General features: G+C 37.5%; 4 protein-coding genes and 1 pseudogene. 1 reads left to right on the plus strand and 4 read right to left on the minus strand.

Going from position 1 to position 3,603, the window contains the following annotated elements; translation table 11 throughout:
* Positions 1 to 207: pseudogene (locus VL047_RS00005) on the minus strand (repressor LexA); the annotation flags it as partial.
* Between the two features lie 201 nt (positions 208 to 408).
* Here VL047_RS00005 and VL047_RS00010 point away from each other — a divergent pair.
* Positions 409 to 915, plus strand: coding sequence for a hypothetical protein (locus tag VL047_RS00010; protein ID WP_325357163.1), 507 nt, complete (start codon positions 409 to 411; stop codon positions 913 to 915).
* Between the two features lie 756 nt (positions 916 to 1,671).
* Here VL047_RS00010 and VL047_RS00015 read toward each other — a convergent pair.
* The 3 genes from VL047_RS00015 to VL047_RS00025 all read right to left on the minus strand — a co-directional run.
* Positions 1,672 to 2,538 (minus strand): aminoglycoside 6-adenylyltransferase AadE, encoded by an 867-nt coding sequence (locus VL047_RS00015; RefSeq protein ID WP_001255868.1) that lies wholly within the window; start codon positions 2,536 to 2,538, stop codon positions 1,672 to 1,674.
* Positions 2,539 to 2,694: 156 nt separating this feature from the next.
* Positions 2,695 to 2,934 carry an aspartate/glutamate racemase family protein gene (locus tag VL047_RS00020; protein ID WP_071585656.1) on the minus strand — a complete coding sequence of 80 codons (240 nt, stop codon included), beginning with the start codon at positions 2,932 to 2,934 and terminating at the stop codon, positions 2,695 to 2,697.
* On the minus strand, positions 2,931 to 3,603 hold a 673-nt coding region (locus VL047_RS00025), incomplete at its 5' end, for a class I SAM-dependent methyltransferase (RefSeq protein WP_007215975.1). The genes VL047_RS00020 and VL047_RS00025, both read right to left, overlap by 4 nt.

Below are 3,603 nucleotides of genomic sequence, written 5' to 3' on the forward strand. Positions count from 1 at the left end.
TTTAATTGTTGGTGTAATAATTTCTTTGCCATTGTATTCAAGCATACCTTTTTCATTCATTTCCACAAGATAACGATATACAGTACCATTATCAGTTTTTACAGCTTTTGCAATTTCTCTGGTAGAAGGAGAAGTCCTATAATGATTTGTATATTGATTTACATAATCAATTATTTCTTCCATTCTTTTGGGACTTTTGGTTCTCATTTTCTACCCCCTTTCTAATCGCCAACACTTTGTTGGTGATTACTATTATAATATTAAATCCAAATTATTGCAATAGTTCTTTTGGAAAAATTAAACTTTATAATATTTGAAATTTAGGTCTGGCAGCCAGCCCCAAGTAAGTGGTATAATTTATTTATAAGATGATACAGGAAATACAAATATCAATTTTAGGAGGTCAATATGCTTATAGGATTATTTATAGGAATATGTTTAACCATAACCATTCTCTTTGTAAAACTTTATAAAAATATTACTTTATTTTCTTTTAAGACCTTGGCTTTTGGAGTTGATTTCTTTGTTATATTTTTTTACTCAATATACTTCTTCCATCCCAATGTATCAGTAAAACTTGTTGATGGTAAATTGCAATATCTTCTTAATGCAGGTGTTGGAATCCTTGCAATACTTATGTATGGACTTTTAATTTTATTTATCAACGATACCTTCCCTACGATTAGCAATGCTCTTAACCTATTCATAGCATTTGTAGGGGTGTCTGTTGCCGTCCCTTTTGCAATTGGACTACTGAGTCCTGTAATCCAAATATTTATTCATGGTTTTACTTTTAATGGAGATATTGTTCTATCACAGAATCATATGTTAAGTCTTTTCTTGAAGTATATGGTCTTTGGGCTAATTGCACTCCCTGTATGGAGATACCGAATGAGTAAACTTGAGAAGATTTAATAAATTAGACATAAAATGACGAAGTTTAAGGTCTTCTTTCTTGACCTAAACTTCGTCATTTTAGTATTTATAATTATCTCAATTTATATAACATTTGTAAGGTACTCATTATTGCTTAATTAATAATAATATTATATACTTTCCCCAATAAACTCAAAGTTATTTAAAAGGTTAATTAGGTCAGTTTACAAGGAACTACACGCAGACCGTGAAACGGGCTGCTGACAACAAACGGCGGTATGCTCCCGGAGAGGGCAGCATACCGCCTGTTTTGTTGTCCGGGGTTTCCAAAGGGGTGCCCCCTTTGGCACACGACTTTGCTTGCAAAGTGTAGTGTGTTATACCTGCTGGCGTGGCTGACGGGGGAAACGGGGTGCGGTGCTTCTTGCGCCCCGTTTGCTCCGGCAGGAAAACAGGCTGAATTTTTGCGAATGGGAATGAGCAAAAAATCGGCCTGTTTTCAGAGAACGGCGGCAGGTATATGAAAGCCCCCGTCCCTCGTCCTACGCTCCGACTTGTGGACAAAGTGTCCCGAAGTTGTGGCCACACTCCCGGAAAAGTAGCAGGACAGCGGGCAACCGTCAAGGCTGAAATGAACGGGGTTACACCCGGCCTTGACCGCCGCCCGCCGCCCCGCTGGATGGGTGGACAAGGCGGCCAATCCCTCAAAGTGCTTGTCCGCGCTCTTTCTGATTTTGAGGTATTCAGTTTTTCAAAATTGAATAATCAAAATAAATTTTTTCGATTGAAAAAATTTTATTTGTTATCATCTTCAATGCCATATTTTTTCTTTTGCCGAATCACATAATTACTGATTTTTTCATCATATAGTGGATACTGGTAATCCAACTGGCATGCCACTTCTGACGAAACCTCCCGGAACAATGCCATACATTGTTCAAAGGATTCCCACATATGGGGATAGGAATCCATATTATAAGTGGACATAAGTCGTTCCCACAATTCCTCTGGGACATATTGCTTCATAAATTTATAGTTTTTTCCCAAACTGAAATGAAATCCCTGTTTGATACCAATCAGCCAGGAAATCATGCGAAGCAATTCTTTTCGTACTATATCATTCATATGGTCAATAGCAAAAAGAATTTCTTTGCGGCATAAGCCCTTTACTACATATGTTGTAGTATTCCAAAATTCATTACAGCAATCGTCAAACATTCTTTGAGTAGGCTTCTGCAAGTGGTAGTCTATATCCGTTGGTATTGGCGGCTTTACGATACGGTTGTCTTTATCCAACAGTAACTTTACCAGTTTATCCCATGTAAAATACTCGTCTATCAGTTCCAGCGGCAGCAAAGTTAAATCTATCTTAACATCATCAGTAAACAGCATTAAATATGAAAATCCCTTTTCTACAGCTGGAAATAATTCCATATCTTCCGGCTTTTGCAGAATCAACCTTTCACCAAATATATCTAGCCATTTATCATCACTTGTGAAGCTGTCCATATCCGTAACAAAAAAAGTAATATCAAAATCCTGAAAATCATCAGGCGGAATATTTGTATTTGTTCTAGATCCTTCCAAAGTAACCATGCGAATGCGTTTGTCTGTTTTTGCAAAATTCAAAACAATATCATAAACTTCCTTTTCTGATCTCATTTTTATCTCCTCCAATTATTGAAATAGGTGTGAAGCCATTTTAGGGCTTTCCCGCCTTGATTACCCTTTAGCAAAGACGGGCGGGGCTGTCAACGGCGGCGCATGAAATGCGCCGTTCATCTTGACCGTTGACTGGCTCGGCTGGCTTTGCTATTTTTATCGAATTGCATATTGGTAAATTGCATTGATATGTACTTGGGTTGTATTCACGATTGGCACATTAACATCTTCGGGCTTTATGGCAAGTGGCAGCTCCGTACAGGCGAGAATGAGTGCATCTACATTTTCTTTTTCAATGTATTTATTTGCCAGTGCAATCATTTTCTCTTTATCACTAGGAATTACTATGCCATTCTCTAAATTGGGGTATATCAGTTTTCCTAATAGAGATATTATTTTTTCGCTATCGCCTTTACAAGTAACATCATCGGGCGGCGAAGTTCATCTTCCATACCCGGAATATCCATCATCTCTTTAGGCGGTTCTGCTTCCTCTACAACTTTAAGCTCAAACCCATTGTTCAGCAATCCCATTATAATCTGTGTAAGTGTGTGATGTTGTTTTACTACATCACATCCTAAAAAATGTGTATTTCGTTCTCCTGTTATAAAGTAATTATCAATCGCCCAATATTGCGGTTTCCCATCATCTGTATAAATCCAATCCTGCCCAACTCCTGCGGTAAAAACAGGGTGTTCGATATTAAAAAGAAAAATTCCACCTGGTTTTAATGTCCTATACACTTTTTGAAATATTTCCACTATGTCCTCTATATAGTGCAGAGCTAAATTAGATATAACACAATCCCATTCATTTTCTGGATAGTCATATTCCTCTAATCCGCTAATACGATATTCAATTTGATTTCCTGAATTGCGCTTTTGGGCTTCCTCAATCATTTTCTTACTTAAATCGATCCCTAATATTTTTGTAGCTCCTTGTTCTTCTGCGAACTTGCAGTGCCAGCCATATCCGCACCCCAAGTCAAGAACAGATTTTCCTTCTAACGAAGGAAACAAAGGTTTTAATTGATGCCATTCACCAGCAGCTTTTAACCCCTCTTTA

It is taken from the genome of Albibacterium sp. (assembly GCF_035514885.1).
GTDB lineage: Bacteria > Bacteroidota > Bacteroidia > Sphingobacteriales > Sphingobacteriaceae > Albibacterium.